We start from the raw sequence: 14856 nt of genomic DNA on the forward strand, positions 1-14856 counted from the left end.
TGGCGCAGAGCGCCGGCGCTCGTCCACTCCATGAAGGTGACCTCACCGACCAGTTCCGGTTCGATCCACTTCGCGTGCAGCAGTTCGTCCCGCGGGGCGTCGTGCACCGGGGGAGACTTCCGTGCCATCTCCCTGAACCGGGTGAGCATCGCGCGGCGCTCAGCGTCGGAGAAACCGGTCCCAACGCGTCCCGCATAACGGATGCCGGCGGCATCCGGAATTCCGAGGACCAGCGAACCGATACCTCCAGCGGCGCTGCCGGCTCCGGGACGCCATCCCACCACGACAACCTCCTGGGTTCGCTGGTGCTTGAGCTTGATCCAGGCGCGGGAGCGCCGCCCTTCGGTGTACTGGCTGTCCCGCACCTTCGCGATGACCCCCTCGAGACCGAACGACGTGCTCGACGCGAGTGCTGCCTCGATGTCGCCGTCGAATTCCTGGGGGACCTGCACCGGACCGGTCGGTGTGACGCTCGCGGCAAGAGCCGCACGGCGAACGTCGTATTCGTCGGCGGTGATGTCGTGCCCGTCGAGTTCCAGCAGATCGAACAGCATCAGTTCGATGGTCGCCGAGCGGGCGGCTGACTCTTCCTCGGTCAGCCCAGCGCGGGATTGCAGAAAGCCGAAGTTTGGCCTGCCTCTCCGATCGAGCGCGACAATCTCGCCGTCGAGGACAGCGGACTTCGGTTTCACCGCCTCCCGCAGCGGCTTCACCAGCTCCGGGAAGGTCGCTGTCAGGTCTTTCCCGTTACGGCTTATCAGCCACACATCCTCGCCGTCCAGGTAGGCGACGGCACGGTATCCGTCCCACTTCATCTCGAGGGCCCAGTCTTCGTCCGTGTCGAGATCCGTAACCGTGCCGGTGGTTGCCAGCATGGGGGAGCGCAGCGGTCGGGCGATTGGAGCGGGCTCTGCGGCGGCGAATGCGGGCAGCGATGTCACGGGTGCCCGGCGGAGCCTGGATCCGGACTTCTTCGCCGAGCCGTCCATGAGGTGGATCAGCCAGTTGTTCGCGGCTCCGGGCCTGCTCGTGTGAATCAGTGCGTACTTCCGGGGGACCCCGCCGAGGCCGCCGCCCGGCTGGCCCGTCAGCGTTGCGATGACTTCCTTACCTTCTCGCCATTTCTCCAGTTCGAAGTTGCCGGAATCCCAGATGGTCACCTCTCCCGCCCCGTATTCGCCTTTCGGGATCGTTCCCTCGAACGTGCCGTACTCGAGTGGGTGGTCCTCCGTCTGCACGGCGAGGTGGTTCTCCGTACCGCCCAGCGGCGGTCCTTTCGGCACCGCCCACGACACCAGCACCCCCTCATGTTCCAGGCGGAAGTCGTAGTGCAGCCGTCTGGCATGGTGCTCCTGGATGACGAAGGCGTTCCCGCCCGACAGCGGTGCGACAGCATCCGGAACCGGCTCTGGTGTCTTCGACCCGTCTCGCATGCTGCGGTACTTCGAAAGGCGGTCCCGGGATTCGGGGGTCGCTTCGAAGCTCTCCAGGTGATGCGGAGTCGGTTCGAGCCCTGCGTCGCGTGACGCCAGCAGCGGGGAGAGGACGTCCCCCCGCTCGGCCACGCGGTCGAGCACCTCCTCGAAGTCGAGCTGCTTCAGGGACGGCGAACCGAGTTCTTTCCAGCTGCGCGGAGCCGCCACCATCGGCGTCAGCCTGCCGCGAAGCGAATACGGTGCGATCGTCGTCTTCGCCTGGTTGTTCTGGCTCCAGTCGACGAGCACCTTGCCGGTGCGCAGGGACTTCTTCATATCGCTGACGATGAGGTCTCGATGGTCGGCCTCGAGCGCGCGGGCGAGTTCGTGCGCGACGGCAGACACCTGATCGGACGTCCACCGACCATCGAGCGGCGCGTAGAGGTGGATGCCCTTGCTTCCGCTCGTGACGGGCAGCGGTTGCAGTCCCATGTCGGTCAGGATGGCGCGGGCGAGCCGGGCGACCTCAGCGCACTCGGGCAGACCGACGCCGTTCCCCGGGTCGAGGTCCAGCACGAGCCGGTCGGGTTTGCGGCGCCCGCCGGTACGTTCGAACTGCCATTGCGGCACGTGGACCTCGAGCGCGGACATCTGTGCCAGCCATACCAGTGTCGCCCTGTCGTTCACGAGCGGGTACTCGTTCGGCCCGCCGCTGTGTTCGATCGACCGTCTGGCGATCCAGCCCGGCGCCGATTCGTCGAGGTTCTTCTGATAGAAAACATCGCCGGGATGCTCAGGCGTTCCAACTCCGTGGACCCACCTTTTCCGGGTGGCCGGCCGGTTCGCCGTGTACGGGACCATCACGTCGGCGATCTGGGCGTAATAGCGGAGCACGTCGGCCTTCGTGGTTCCGGTCGCCGGGTACATCACTTTGTCGAGGTTGGTGACGGTAATCCTCCTGCCGTCGACCTCGACCGCCTGTCGGGCACCTCCGCGAGCGGCCATCGACTACACCGGTTCCGGAATCGGCGGGTAGGTGATGGTGGTCCCTTCGACCTGGGCAAACCGGGTCAGCGTATGCGGCTTCGCCGACGAGACGCTGTAGATGTCGTTGACCGACACGCCGCGAACGAGCAGGGCATCGCCGACAAGTGAACGGTGACAGCGCCAGGGAACGGCCTCCGCGCACATGATCGCGACCGTGCGCCCGTCAGCGAGTCGCAGCAACTCGTCGATGCCGTCGCTGAAGGCGTCGGTCTGCATGTAGTCCGCATAGCCTCGGAAGGAGGTATTCTTCCAGCCGGTGTTGATCGAGTCCACCGTGGTGCGGCGGAGTCCGCCGAGCGTCTGCAGCCGGCGATACGCGATGCCGGCTTCGGGGAGGCTGGCCTGTAATTCTTCCTCACCGAATTGCGGGTTGTGGCGGGATCTCGGGATGGTCCGGATGTCGGCCACCAGAGTCACGCCGTGAGCACGCAGCAACGAGGCGAACTCCTCCATCGGGTGCGTCGAGTGACCCACGGTGAAAATCTGCCGCATGCGGGGCAGCGTATCGCCGTTGCCGACGTTGCTCAAGCCACCGATGGGGACGTCGGCTGAGGTCGCCGGCCCCGTTGCGGGCGGATGCCACGGAGCGGCAGTCCGGGATCCGTGGCGGTGAACGCCTCCCGCGTCTCAGCAAGCCACGCCAGCGCCGCGTGTGCCCAGAGTCGCGACGCCGAACCAGTGACGGTGGATCGGAGAGCCAGGTCTTCGCTGGGATCGGCGATCGCCGCGAGAAAAGAATGCCAGGCCAGCTCATGTCGGTCGAGGAGTGAGCGCCAGTCCCTGCCCGGCAGGCTTGAGCCGACGAGCACCTGGTCCAACAGGTCCGCCCAGGAGCGCGGGTCCGGTGCGACCGGGACGTCAAGCCATCGATTCACCGAGTCCGAACCGGTGGATGTGAGGGTGTACAAAGGCAGGTTATCGTCGGTCGTCGTGCCCGAGGTGATGAGACCGGACCTGCCCAGGCGGTCGAGCGTGCTGTAGACCTGCCCGACGTTGAGACCGGCACGATGGGGCGCACGGGTGACGAGTTCGTCCCGGAGGGCCAGGCCGTATCCGGGGCCGAGGGAGAGAATTGCGAGGATGCCCTCCTTGACAGCCATGGCACCTCCATTGCTCGTCGCGTGTTTGAAGTCTACCGGGTATAGGTCTGTGATGGCTGGTAAGCGGCCGACGACATCTCTGTAATTCCGCCGTTGTGATCTGCCTGCTGACTGGGGCATAATGACTGCAACGGCCTCGTGCCGACAATTTCATACGATGCCTCAGAACTCCGGCATCTCCACGGTCGTTGGGGAAGACGTACCACAGGAGATGGAGGAGAACATGGTGGCATCAGTCGCACGAGGGGTGATTTTGGTTCACTCCTCTCCGCGCGCGCTCTGCCCGCACGTTGAATGGGCAGCGGGGCGCGCTCTCGGTCGCGCCGTGAACTTCGCATGGGAGGACCAGCCGGTTCTCAAAGGCGCACAGCGAGCCGAGTTCTATTGGGAGGGCTACCAGGGGATGGGAGCCGCTCTCGCTTCAGCCTTGCGCGGCTGGGAGCATCTTCGGTTTGAAGTGACCGAGGACCCCACTCCGGGCTCGGATGGCGGCCGCTGGCTGCACACCCCTGACCTCGGCATCTTCTTCGCCCAGACCGACACGGCGGGAAACGTCGTCGTGCCTGAGGACCGCGTCCGTTACGCCATGGAGGTTGCGGGAACGAACGCGGCCGAATTGCATCGTGAACTGCGGATCGCTCTCGGTCAGGCCTGGGACGACGAGCTCGAACCGTTCCGGCACGCATCCGACGACTCGTCCGTGATCTGGCTCCACAAAGTCGGCTGAGAGTCGCATTCCACGGCTGCAGGATCCACACCCGTGGCTTCACGCGTTCCGGTTGGTGATTACCCGGTCGGTTCGCGGTTGAAACAGTGTGATCCTGGCAACAGAAGAACCCCCGACGGATTCTCTCCGCCGGGGGTTCTGTTCTGCCGATCAGTAGGTTCGGAACGCGACGACAGCGTTGTGCCCGCCGAAACCGAACGAGTTGCTGAGCGCGAGCAGGTCGCGCGAACCCAGGTCTCGCGGTGCGGTGACGACATCGAGCGGGATCGCCGGATCCTGCTCGGTGAGGTTGATCGTCGGGGGAGCGGTGCGCTCGTGCAACGCCAGGATCGTGAAGATCGCTTCAAGGGCACCGGTGCCGCCGAGGAGATGACCGGTGGCGGCCTTCGTTGCCGACACGGCGATGTTGGGCAGGTGGTTGCCGAAAACCCGGAGCAGGGCGTTGTACTCGGCGATGTCGCCGACCGGGGTGCTCGTCGCGTGGGCGTTGACGTGCAGCACATCGCGCAGGCTCGCACCCGCCCGCTCGACGGCGCCAAGCATGGCGCGGGCGGCGGCTGATCCCTCCGGATCCGGGGCGGTGATGTGATACGAGTCGCTGGTGACCGAACCGCCGGCGAGTTCTGCGTAGATGCGAGCGCCGCGGGCCAGAGCGTGCTCCTCAGTTTCGAGCACGATCGACGCTGCGCCTTCACCGAGCACGAAACCGTCGCGGGACACGTCGTACGGCCGGGATGCCGTCTCGGGGGAGTCGTTCCGACGCGACAGCGCCTGCATGGCCGAGAAGGCGGCGATCGGCAGCGGGTGAACGACGGACTCGGTGCCTCCGGCGATGACCACGTCGGCCAGGCCCGCCTGCAGGTGTTCGTAGGCGTTCGCTATGGCCTCGGTGCTCGAGGCACAAGCGGAGACATCGGTGCGGGAATAAGCGCGGGAGGGAATGGACATGCTGATCGCGGCGGAGGCGGCGTTGGGCATGAGCATGGGGATCGTCATCGGGAGGACCCGGCGCGGGCCCTTCTCCTTGAGCGTGTCCCAGGCATCGAGCAGTGTCCAGAGACCGCCGATGCCGGTGGAGTAGTCCACGCCGATGCGGAGCGGGTCGACATCGGGGGACCCGGCATCCGCCCAGGCTTCACGCGCGGAGACCAGCGCGAACTGGCTCGACGGGTCGAGGCGCTTGACCTCCTGGCGTTCGAGAACGTCGGACGGGCGCACCTTCGCTTCGCCGGCGAACGTCACCGGGAGGTTGTGCTCAGCCACCCAGTCGTACTCGAGGGACCGGATGCCTGATTCCCCTGCGAGCAGTGCCTTCCAGGAGTCCTGAGCGGTTCCGCCCAGGGGCGAACTGGCACCGACACCGGTGACGACGATTTTCTTGGTCATGCGTGGAACTCTCCTGGTGCTGGTCAGCGATACGAAGGGGAATGGCACGTCCGCGTGAGCGGGGAGACTGGATCGGGCGTTGCTCGATCCGGTCTCCCGCGCGTCGCTGAAACGGGTTAGGCCTGCGCCTTGACGATGAAGTCGACGGCGTCGCCGACCGTCTTGAGGTTCTTGACCTCTTCGTCGGGGATCTTGACGTCGAACTTCTCTTCTGCGTTGACGACAATTGTCATCATCGAGATCGAGTCGATGTCGAGGTCATCCGTGAAGGACTTGTCGAGTTCGACGGTGTCGGCAGCGATGCCGGTCTCGTCGTTGACGAGTTCAGCCAGACCGGCGAGGACTTCTTCGGTGGACAGTGCCATGTTGTTTTCTCCTTGAGTATCGATTGACCGTGAAACAGTCTATGGGGGCGGGCAACGTGAGGATCGCGCGCCGTGCGGGTGGATCTAAGGCAGGACGACGACCTGGGCGGCGAACACGAGCCCGGCACCAAAACCGATCTGCAAGGCGAGGCCACCGCTCAGTTCCGGGTTCTCCTGCAACAGACGGTGCGCCGCCAGCGGGATCGATGCGGCCGACGTGTTGCCGGTCGTTTCGATGTCGCGTGCGATGACAACGCTGTCCGGGAGCTTCAGCTGCTTGGCGAACTCGTCGATGATGCGCATGTTCGCCTGGTGGGGGATGAAGGCGGCCAACTGGTCGGCGGTGATGCCGGCAGCCTCGAGGGCCTGCTTGGCCACCTTCGCCATGTCCCACACGGCCCAGCGGAAGACGGTCTGTCCCTCCTGGCGGAGCGTCGGCCAGTCAGCTTCGCCGCGGCGATACTCCTGCAGGGTCGCGTTCATGGCAACGGCGCCGGCCTTCGATCCGTCTGAACCCCAGACAGTGGGAGCGATACCCGGGTAGTCACTGGGCCCGACGACTGCAGCGCCAGCGCCATCCCCGAGCAGGAAGGAGATCGAGCGGTCGGTCGGGTCGACGACGTCCGAGAGCTTCTCGGCGCCGATGACAAGCGCGTAGGTGGCGGCACCGGAACGGATCAGGGCGTCGGCCTGGGCGATCGCGTATGGGTAACCAGCGCACGCGGCATTGACGTCATAGGCAGCCGCGGGATTCGAACCGACCCGGTCGGCGACGACGGCAGCCATGGACGGGGTCTGCTGGATGTTGCTGATGGTCGCGATGATGACGGCGTCGATGAGGGCCGGGTCGATCCCGGAGACCGCGATAGCCTCCTTCGCGGCATCCGTGGCCAGGTCAACTGCGAGGAGGTCCTGGCTGGCGCGTGTGCGGGTGATGATGCCCGTGCGCTGGCGGATCCACTCGTCGGACGAGTCGATGGGTCCGATGAGGTCTTCGTTGGGAACGGAGATGTCGCCGCGTGCTGCTCCGAATCCGAGGATGCGGGTGAAGGCCGGCCCCTGGGACTGCCGCAGAATGGGTGTTGTCAATGCGTCTCTCTCGTTTGGAGTGGAGGTTGGGCGGAAGCGTTCGTCGGTCACGCCGCGAGCAGCTCGAGGGCGGCCGGGAGATCGTCCGGAGTTTTGATCCCGACGGCTGGGACACCCTTGAGACCGCGGCGTGCCAGTCCGGTGAGGGCGCCGGCCGGGGCGAGTTCGATGATGCCGGTGACGCCGACCGCCTGCATTCCGGCCATCGTCAGATCCCAGCGTACGGGCGAGGCGACCTGTCCGACGAGAAGTTCGACGAACCGGGATCCGGAGCCCACAACAGTACCGTCCGCGTTGGTCCAGAGAGTGCGAACCGGGTCGGATGCCTGTACCGATTCAGCGGTGGAGGCGAGTGTTGTGCGCGCTGCTTCCATGTACCGGGTGTGGAACGCCCCGGCGACCTGGAGGGGGAGTACCCGCGTTCCGGCGAGCGGAGCGGCGCTGAGTTCGGCGAGAGCCTCGATCGTTCCGGCGACGACGATCTGGCCGCCGCCGTTGAAGTTGGCGGGCTGCAGCCCGAGCTCGTCGAGTCGGGTGAGAAGCGCGTCCTCGTCGCCGCCGAGGACGGCGCTCATCCCGGTAGGGACGGCGGCCGCAGCACCAGCCATCGCCGTCGCGCGAGCGGCGACGAAACGCATCGCTGTGAGTTCATCGAAGACACCGGCGCCGACCGCGGCGGTGATCTCACCGACCGAGTGCCCGGCGATGGCTGTCGTAGCCGGGAGTTCGGCGTGCGCAGTCAGTGCCCGGAGGGTGAGGAGGCCAGCGGCGACGATGAGCGGCTGAGCGACGCGGGTGTCCCGGATGGTGTCGGCGTCTGACGTCGTGCCGTGAGCCACCAGATCCAGACCGGCGACCTCCGAGTACTGCTCAACCAATGCCCGGTTCGCCGGGTCATCGAGCCACGGGGAGAGGAAGCCGGGCGTCTGGGAGCCCTGGCCGGGACATACGAGAACAATCACGCTACCAGTCTGCCAATCACGGTCCGGATGCGAGTGTTGATCATCACACAAGAATGGCAGGTTCCTTTGTGCATGTCACACAGAGAAAGACGGATGAGGGTCAGCGCCGCCGCTTGACGGCATCCGGTTCGGCGATTGATCCGAGGATGAGGGCGGACTGCAGGATCAGCGCTTCACGAGCCCCGGTGGCGTCCCAGCCGATCACATCGGACACCCGTTTGAGACGGTAACGCACAGTGTTCGGGTGCACGAAGAGTTCCCGAGCGGTTGCCTCAAGGGAACGCCCGTTGTCGAGGTAGCACCACAGAGTTGTTACGAGTTCCGTCGAATGCGCCTGCAGGGGGCGGTAGATCCGTTCGATGAGCGTCGTGCGGGCGAGGGCATCACCGGCGAGGGCCCGTTCAGGCAGCAGGTCATCTGCCTGCACCGGGCGTGGGGCGTGACGCCAGGCACGCGCAACGGCGAAGCCGGCGAGCGCCGCACGAGCACTCTTCGACGCTTCGACAAGGGTCGGGACGGCGTGGCCGAGCACGAGGTATCCGGAACCGAATCCCGGTTCGAGTTGAGTGGCGATCTCCACGAAGCTCAGCGACGCAGCGGTGCCGATCTCCTCATCATCGACACCGTGCGAGGTTTCCGCGCGGCCGATCACCAGCACGAGGCGTCCGCCCTGCACTCCGATGAGAACGTCTGCTGCCATGTGTCGCGCCGTTCGGCGCAACTGGTCGACATCGAGCTGGGGCGGGGTCGTGCCGACGAGCACAGCAACCTCACCGTGGCCGTGCCAGCCAAGGGCGGCGATCCGGCTCGGCAATTCGTCGTCTGCTTCGCCCGACAGGATCGAGTCGACGACGAGTGCTTCGAGCCGTGCGTCCCACAGGCCACGAGCTTCCGCTGCTCGCGCGTAAACGTCAGCGGCAGCGAACGCGATCTCCCGTGAGTACAGGAGGATGCCTTCGCGGAGATCCTCAGCGCCACCATCCTTCAGCCGTGCTTCTACGACCTCGACGGTGACACGGATGAGCTGGAGCGTCTGCTGCAGGCTTACCGAGCGCAACAGTTCACGCGGTGCCGCGCCGAAGACATCCGCTGCAATCCATGGCGTCGACTTGGGGTCGTCGAACCAGGCGATGAACGAGGCGATACCGGCCTGGGCGACCAGGCCGACCGCCGACCGCCGCCCTGGCGGCATTTCTGCGTACCAGGGCAGCGTGTCTTCGAGCTTCTTCAGTGTCGTCGTCGCGAGTTCACCGGACAGCCTGCGCAGCCAGGCGAGGGTCTCACTCTTCGAACGTGGCACGAGCGCGGAGCTGATGTTCTAGCTCTCACCACCGGCGTTGCCGGTGGTTCCCGCGTTCACGTCGTGCAGCTTGTACTTCTCGATCGCCTGGGCGGGTACCGAACGGTCGATCTCGCCGCGCTCGGCGAGCAACTCAAGGGCACGGACCACCATGGACGGCCCGTCGATTTTGAAGAACCGCCGTGCGGCGGCACGTGTGTCAGAGAACCCGAAGCCGTCAGCGCCGAGCGTCGCGAAGTCGCCTGGCACGAACTGCCGGATCTGGTCAGGCACAGCGTGCATGAAGTCCGAGACGGCCACGAACGGACCGTTCGCCTCCTGCAGTTTCGCCGTGACGTACGGAACCTTCTTCTCGGCATCCGGGTTGAGGAAGTTGTATTCCTCGGCCTTGATGCCGTCGCGGCGCAGTTCGGTCCATGACGTCACCGACCAGACGTCGGCTGACACGCCCCAGTCCTCCTCGAGGAGCTTCTGCGCTTCGAGAGCCCACGGCACCGCAACGCCGGAGGCCAGCAACTGCGCCTTCGGGCCTGACGCCTGCGAGTCCTTGAGCTTGTAGATGCCGCGGACCAGTCCGTCGACGTCGAGGTTCTCGGGTTCAGCGGGCTGCACGATCGGCTCGTTGTAGACGGTGATGTAGTACATCACGTTCGGGTCTTCGTGCTCTCCGCCGTACATTCGCTCGAGGCCGGTGCGCATGATGTGCCCGATCTCGTAGCCGTAGGCCGGGTCGTAGGTGACCGTTGCCGGGTTCGTCGACGCGAGGAGAGCCGAGTGGCCATCCGCGTGCTGCAGGCCTTCACCGGTGAGGGTGGTGCGACCGGCGGTCGCGCCGATGATGAACCCACGGGTCATCTGGTCGCCGGCTGCCCAGAAGGCGTCACCGGTGCGCTGGTACCCGAACATCGAGTAGAAGACGTAGATCGGGATGAGCGGCTCACCCTGCGTCGAATAGGACGTTCCGACGTTGGTGAACGCGGCTGCTCCACCGGCCTCGTTGATGCCGACGTGGAGGATCTGGCCTTGCGGGCTTTCCTTGTAGGCGAGCAACAGCTCACGGTCCACCGACGTGTAGTGCTGGCCGTTCGGGTTGTAGATCTTCGCGGTCGGGAAGAACGCGTCGATGCCGAAGGTACGGGCCTCGTCGGGGATGATCGGGACGATGCGGTTGCCGAAGTCCTTGGACCGGATGAGGTCCTTGAGCAGCCGGACGAACGCCATGGTGGTGGCGATCTCCTGGGTGCCCGAGCCTTTCTTCGCAATCGCATAGGTCGAGTCGTCTGGCAGGTTCAGCTGGGTGTACTTCGAGCGACGCTCGGGTACATAGCCGCCGAGTGCCTTGCGACGCTCGTGGAGGTACTGGATGGCTTCGTCCGTGTCGCCCGGGTGGTAGTACGGGGGCAGGTATGGGTTCTCCTCGAGCTGAGCGTCCGTGAACGGGATGCGCATCTCGTCGCGGAACGTCTTCAGGTTGTCGAGCGTCATCTTCTTCATTTGGTGGGTCGCATTGCGACCCTCGAACGACGGACCGAGGCCGTAACCCTTGACCGTCTTCGCGAGAATGACCGTCGGCTGGCCGGTGTGCTCGGAAGCCGCCTTGAACGCCGCGTAGACCTTGCGGTAGTCGTGCCCACCGCGCTTGAGGTTCCAGATCTGTTCGTCGGTGTAGTTCTCGACGAGCTTCAGGGCGCGCTCATCCCGGCCGAAGAAGTGCTCGCGAACGAATGCGCCGCTCTCAGCCTTGTACGTCTGGTAGTCACCGTCTGGCGTGACGTTCATCAGGTTGAGGAGTGCGCCGCTGTCGTCCTTGGCGAGCAGGTCGTCCCACTCGCGGCCCCAGACGACCTTGATGACGTTCCAGCCCGCGCCCCGGAAGAAGCTCTCCAGTTCCTGGATGATCTTGCCGTTGCCCCGGACAGGGCCGTCGAGCCGCTGCAGGTTGCAGTTGATGATGAAGTTGAGGTTGTCGAGTCCCTCGTTGGCCGCGACCTGCAGCTGCCCGCGGCTTTCGACCTCGTCCATCTCGCCGTCGCCGAGAAACGCCCAGACCTGCTGGTCGCTCGCGTCCTTGATGCCACGGTTGGTCAGGTACCGGTTGAGCTGTGCCTGGTAGATCGCGTTGATCGGGCCCAGGCCCATCGACACGGTGGGGAACTGCCAGAAGTCCGGCATGAGGCGCGGGTGCGGGTACGACGAGATGCCGTTCGCTCCCTGCGACTTTTCCTGCCGGAACCCGTCGAGCTGGTTGGTTGACAACCGGCCCTCGAGGAAGGCACGGGCATAGGTGCCGGGGGAGGCGTGGCCCTGAATGAAGATCTGGTCGCCGCCGCCCGGGTGATCCTGGCCACGGAAGAAGTGGTTGAACCCGACTTCGTACAGGGCAGCTGAGGAAGCGTAGGTCGAGATGTGCCCGCCGACACCGATCCCGGGCCGCTGGCCACGGTGCACGGTGACTGCGGCGTTCCAGCGAATCCAGGCACGGTAGCGACGTTCGATGTCTTCGTCGCCCGGGAACTCGGGTTCGTTCTCCGGGGCGATGGTGTTGATGTAGTCGGTGGTCGGGACCATCGGCACGCCGAGGTGCAGTTCACGCGAGCGCTTGAGCAGGCTCAGCATGATCTCGCGGGCCCGGCCGTGACCGTGTGCTGCGACGAGCTGATCGAGTGACTCCTGCCACTCGGCGGTTTCTTCGGGGTCTCTGTCGAAGTTGTTCACCGAGTAGGGGTCCTGGTCGTTGACAGTCACCGTCGACCTTTCTGTATGGGCAGATCGTGCCTGATTCTCACGGTGCAAATTGTCAGTTCTGGTCGGGGTATAGACCGCGCTGGCACCAGTCCTCAGCCTAGCGACTTGATCGGGCGATAGGTGACACCCAGCCGTTTGCCTTGGAACGCACGGGCCGGAGGTCTAGCATGTGGGTTTGCCCGATGCACCGTACCCGGTGCCCCGAATGCAGGCGACCCGCCTGAAAGGACGTTTCCCATGGCACTCGAGAATGACACTCGAGCCCCCGACTTCGCGCTTCACAACCAGTTCGGCGAACTCATTCAGCTCGGCAGTTTCCGCGGCAAACGCGCCGTGGCACTGGTCTTCTTCCCGCTGGCCTTCTCCGGACGGTGCACAAGCGAACTCTGCGAACTGCGCGACAACCTTGCTCTCTTTCAGGACGCCGACGTGGAGCTCATCGGCATCTCCGTGGATTCCAAGTTCACCCTCCGCGCGTGGGCCGAGCAGGAGGGCTACGACTTCACCCTTCTCGCTGATTTCTGGCCGCACGGCCAGGTGAGCAAGGAATATGGGGTGTTCCTTCCCGAGACCGGGTTCGCGAACCGTGCCACGTTCCTCATCGACACCGACGGAATCATCCGCGCAAGTTTCATCACGGCACCCGGTGAGGTCCGTCCGCTGGCCGCGTACCGGGCCGCGCTGGACCAGCTGCAGCGCCAGCCAGTCTGAACCCGTGTAACATGAACTGCTGCCTTCGGCAGTGAGGGGCCTTTAGCTCAGCTGGTAGAGCGCCACGTTTACACCGTGGATGTCATCGGTTCGATCCCGGTAGGGCCCACCATCAAGAATCGCCGATCATCGGCAGGGTGCCTGGGAAGGTCACAGCGGCTGTCGAGGGCCAACGCCCGGCTTCATCGGCCCGAACATCGCATCGACGTCAGTAAGTTCCATGTCGGCCGAGGAGAGTTTTCACCCTCCCGAGTGAAATGAACGGCGGATGCCGGCCGGTTCCGACTCTCCGCCTGTCCTCTCGATCCCAGGAAGCACTAGACCTCTCGAAGTGCCGTCACTACACTCAGCGGTCGCTCTCGCATCGCCTACCATTGGATGAGATGATCACTCGACGAGAAGCCGCCCTCCGCCTTGACATTCCGCTTGAAATGGCGGTGCGTCATGGCATCCCGAGCCGACTGTCCGCCGAAGACGTCGCCGAACTCGACGAGAACCCGCCGGCGTGGCTTGCCCAGTCGCGCGCCAACCGCACCGGCAAGAAGCCGGTCTGGGTGCAGTTGACCTGCGACATCTGTGGATTCACCGAATCCGCAAGGCCCAAGAAATGGTGGCCCACGTTCACGTATTTGAGTTGCGAACACCACGGTTCGGACGAATTGCCTGACCCGCAACCGGGCCTTGCCCGTACCGAAATCGACGGCATCGGCAGCTGTTTCATCGGGATCGTGGACGACGCCACATCCTGAGCCGCGACGAGTCGGACACACCGTTTACACAGGTCCGGCGCATATTCCTCACAGAAAAATGTTGGAGTATGGCTGCTTCAGCCGCCTGCGCAAACTACATCGCGCCGGCGTGCAGCGGACCAGCCGCTGTGACTCCCGACATTGACCGTCACCCCATTTAGCCGCTGAGCGCGTGCAGGCATTGCCCGCGTGTTCGCGATGGCTGAAGCCCCGCCTGCTGACCCTATCTTCCTGGCGTGCGCTTCACCGAGGCTTCGCTCCCGTATGCGCTGAACCGCGGGAGCACCACCCCGGAGACCTATGCTTAAATTCGCCCAGAAAACCGCCCCAGCGTCACGGAAAGACGCGCGCTCGTCGAAAAAGACCACGCGTGCGTCCATGATCGTCGCACTCACGGCTGCCGGTGTCCTCGCAGCATCCGGTATCACCGTTCAGGCAAACGCCGCCAACGCCGACGCGCAAGCGACGCTCACGAGTTCCCTCACCGGAATCACATCGACACTCTCCGGCACCACGGAGGAGATCACCGAAGCCCACGCGGATCAGCTGGCCGAAACCACCATCGCCGACGCGAACGCCGTCGTCGCCGTGGCGAAGGACAAGGTGGACACCACCCCACTCACTGCATCCGTCGCGTCCCTCGCCGGGTACAAGACGCTGAAGCCCGCGACTGTCGCCGTGCTCGCCACGTTCGCGGAAGGAGCGAAGGAGCGGATCCAGGCAGCCGTCGTCGAAGCAGATCGTGTCGCCGCTGAGCAGGCTGCCGCTGCGGCAGCCGCCGCGGCTGCCGCCGAAGCTGCTGCGGAGGCCGCTGCCGAAGCTGCTGCGGCGGAAGCTGCTGCGCAGGCCGCGGAAGCGGCCAAGGCCGCCGAAGCTGCAGCGTCGGAGAAGCGAGCCAACGTCAACACGCCCGACGGCGCCCGCGCGTTCGCCGCGTCGCTCGCCGCCTCGCAGTATGGCTGGGGATCGGGAGAATTCTCCTGCCTCAACAAGCTCTGGCAGAAGGAGTCCAACTGGTCGTACACCGCGTATAACGCGTCGAGCGGCGCGACCGGCATCCCGCAGGCCCTCCCAGGGAGCAAGATGGCTTCGGCCGGTTCCGACTGGAAGACGAACGCTGCCACCCAGGTCGCCTGGGGACTCAATTACATCAAGGATGTCTACGGTAACCCCTGCTCCGCCTGGTCCCATTCACAGGCCGTGAACTGGTACTGATCGACCGCGTACCGGTTGACCCGGTCTGAGACCTGGTCTGAGCGA

Annotated in this window: 13 protein-coding genes and 1 tRNA gene; 5 read left to right on the plus strand and 9 right to left on the minus strand. The window is 65.1% G+C overall.

The genetic code is table 11. The features are described from left to right. The 3 genes from ACLQ62_RS07690 to ACLQ62_RS07700 form a co-directional block, all read right to left on the minus strand. The coding region (locus tag ACLQ62_RS07690; protein ID WP_411721060.1) for an ATP-dependent DNA ligase at positions 1-2420 on the minus strand (2420 nt) is incomplete at its 3' end. Between the two features lie 3 nt (positions 2421-2423). After that, positions 2424-2954, minus strand: a complete 531-nt coding sequence (locus tag ACLQ62_RS07695) for a DUF488 family protein (protein WP_411721061.1) — start codon at positions 2952-2954, stop codon at positions 2424-2426. A 32-nt stretch (positions 2955-2986) separates the two neighbouring features. After that, positions 2987-3562, minus strand: a complete 576-nt coding sequence (locus tag ACLQ62_RS07700; RefSeq protein WP_411721062.1) for a PadR family transcriptional regulator — start codon at positions 3560-3562, stop codon at positions 2987-2989. 223 nt (positions 3563-3785) lie between these two features. On the opposite strand from ACLQ62_RS07700, the gene ACLQ62_RS07705 reads away from it, so the two are divergent. Then, positions 3786-4289, plus strand: a complete 504-nt coding sequence (locus ACLQ62_RS07705) for a DUF3145 domain-containing protein (RefSeq protein ID WP_411721085.1) — start codon at positions 3786-3788, stop codon at positions 4287-4289. A gap of 150 nt (positions 4290-4439) precedes the next feature. Here ACLQ62_RS07705 and ACLQ62_RS07710 read toward each other — a convergent pair whose 3' ends face one another. From ACLQ62_RS07710 to aceE, 6 genes are all read right to left on the minus strand, one after another. Continuing rightward, positions 4440-5675 carry a beta-ketoacyl-[acyl-carrier-protein] synthase family protein gene (locus ACLQ62_RS07710; protein WP_411721063.1) on the minus strand — a complete coding sequence of 412 codons (1236 nt, stop codon included), beginning with the start codon at positions 5673-5675 and terminating at the stop codon, positions 4440-4442. 116 nt (positions 5676-5791) lie between these two features. Further along, on the minus strand, positions 5792-6040 hold the full coding sequence (locus ACLQ62_RS07715; protein WP_090711896.1) for an acyl carrier protein: 249 nt from the start codon (positions 6038-6040) through the stop codon (positions 5792-5794). An 84-nt stretch (positions 6041-6124) separates the two neighbouring features. Beyond that, positions 6125-7129 (minus strand): beta-ketoacyl-ACP synthase III, encoded by a 1005-nt coding sequence (locus ACLQ62_RS07720; protein ID WP_411721064.1) that lies wholly within the window; start codon positions 7127-7129, stop codon positions 6125-6127. A 47-nt stretch (positions 7130-7176) separates the two neighbouring features. Continuing rightward, complete coding sequence (locus tag ACLQ62_RS07725; RefSeq protein ID WP_411721065.1) at positions 7177-8091, minus strand: ACP S-malonyltransferase; 915 nt, start codon at positions 8089-8091, stop codon at positions 7177-7179. 100 nt (positions 8092-8191) lie between these two features. Continuing rightward, positions 8192-9391 (minus strand): PucR family transcriptional regulator, encoded by a 1200-nt coding sequence (locus ACLQ62_RS07730; protein WP_090711890.1) that lies wholly within the window; start codon positions 9389-9391, stop codon positions 8192-8194. Positions 9392-9409: 18 nt separating this feature from the next. Then, on the minus strand, positions 9410-12136 hold the full coding sequence (gene aceE, locus ACLQ62_RS07735) for a pyruvate dehydrogenase (acetyl-transferring), homodimeric type (RefSeq protein ID WP_411721066.1): 2727 nt from the start codon (positions 12134-12136) through the stop codon (positions 9410-9412). A 237-nt stretch (positions 12137-12373) separates the two neighbouring features. Here aceE and ACLQ62_RS07740 point away from each other — a divergent pair, with 237 nt between their 5' ends. The 4 genes from ACLQ62_RS07740 to ACLQ62_RS07755 all read left to right on the plus strand — a co-directional run bounded on the left by ACLQ62_RS07740 (position 12374) and on the right by ACLQ62_RS07755 (position 14811). Further along, positions 12374-12847, plus strand: a complete 474-nt coding sequence (locus ACLQ62_RS07740) for a peroxiredoxin (RefSeq protein WP_411721067.1) — start codon at positions 12374-12376, stop codon at positions 12845-12847. Between the two features lie 36 nt (positions 12848-12883). After that, a tRNA-Val gene (locus ACLQ62_RS07745) sits at positions 12884-12959 on the plus strand. A 271-nt stretch (positions 12960-13230) separates the two neighbouring features. Next, a complete protein-coding gene (locus ACLQ62_RS07750) occupies positions 13231-13596 on the plus strand; it encodes a hypothetical protein (RefSeq protein WP_411721068.1) in 366 nt (121 codons plus the stop codon). A gap of 300 nt (positions 13597-13896) precedes the next feature. Beyond that, the gene (locus ACLQ62_RS07755; RefSeq protein WP_411721069.1) at positions 13897-14811 is read left to right on the plus strand and encodes a phospholipase; all 915 of its coding nucleotides are present in this window, start codon (positions 13897-13899) and stop codon (positions 14809-14811) included. Positions 14812-14856: the final 45 nt, after the last annotated feature.

The organism is Mycetocola sp., assembly GCF_046716805.1.
In the GTDB taxonomy this organism is placed as follows: Bacteria; Actinomycetota; Actinomycetes; order Actinomycetales; family Microbacteriaceae; genus Mycetocola_A.